Here is an 803-nt window from a genome sequence, read left to right as displayed (position 1 = left end):
ATCTTCAACTCCATCGGCCAGTTGCAGCGCTATTCCGAGGCCTGCGCCGGCACGGTGCGGGGCTTGCGGGTCAATCCGCAGGTCAGCAGTTCGGACTATCTGCTGGCCGATCCGGCGCGCCCGTTCAGCCGTTTGGGCGAGTGGGACCCGGAGAAGATCGAGCAGGTGCTGGGCGACATTTCCGGCTTCATGTTCCACAACAACTGCGAGAACGGCGATTTCGCCCTGTTCGACCAGATGCTGGGGACCATCGAAGAGCGCTTCGGCCATCTGCTGCACAAGGTCGAGTGGGTCAGCCTCGGCGGCGGGATTCATTTCACTGGCGACGACTATCCGCTGGACGCGTTTTGCGCGCGTTTGAAAACCTTTTCGCAGAAATACGGCGTTCAGGTCTATCTGGAGCCCGGCGAAGCGGCGATCACCCAGAGCGCCTCGCTGGAAGTGACCGTGCTCGACACGCTTTACAACGGCAAGCACCTGGCCGTGGTCGACAGCTCTATCGAAGCGCACATGCTCGATCTGCTGATCTATCGCCTGGACGCCAAACTGGCGCCGAGCGAAGGCGAACACACCTACATGGTCTGCGGCAAATCCTGTCTGGCCGGGGATATTTTTGGCGAGTATCAGTTTGCAAAACCGCTGGCCATCGGCGACCGCCTGTCCTTCGTGGACGCGGCCGGTTACACCATGGTCAAGAAGAACTGGTTCAACGGCCTGAAAATGCCGTCCATCGCAGTGAAACAACTCGACGGTACAGTCGAGGTAGTGCGTGAGTTTGGTTTTAACGATTATTTGTCCAGCCT

Annotated in this window: 1 protein-coding gene; it reads left to right on the top strand. The window is 59.0% G+C overall.

All coding sequences use genetic code 11. The annotated features are described in order from the left end of the window. On the top strand, window positions 1-803 hold an 803-nt coding region (locus ACWKV9_RS27730; protein WP_483839293.1), incomplete at both ends, for a type III PLP-dependent enzyme domain-containing protein.

The sequence above is a fragment of the Pseudomonas corni genome, from assembly GCF_057128765.1.
Note: the sequence above shows the minus strand (reverse complement) of the source record. Positions and strands in the feature narration are given on the sequence as shown.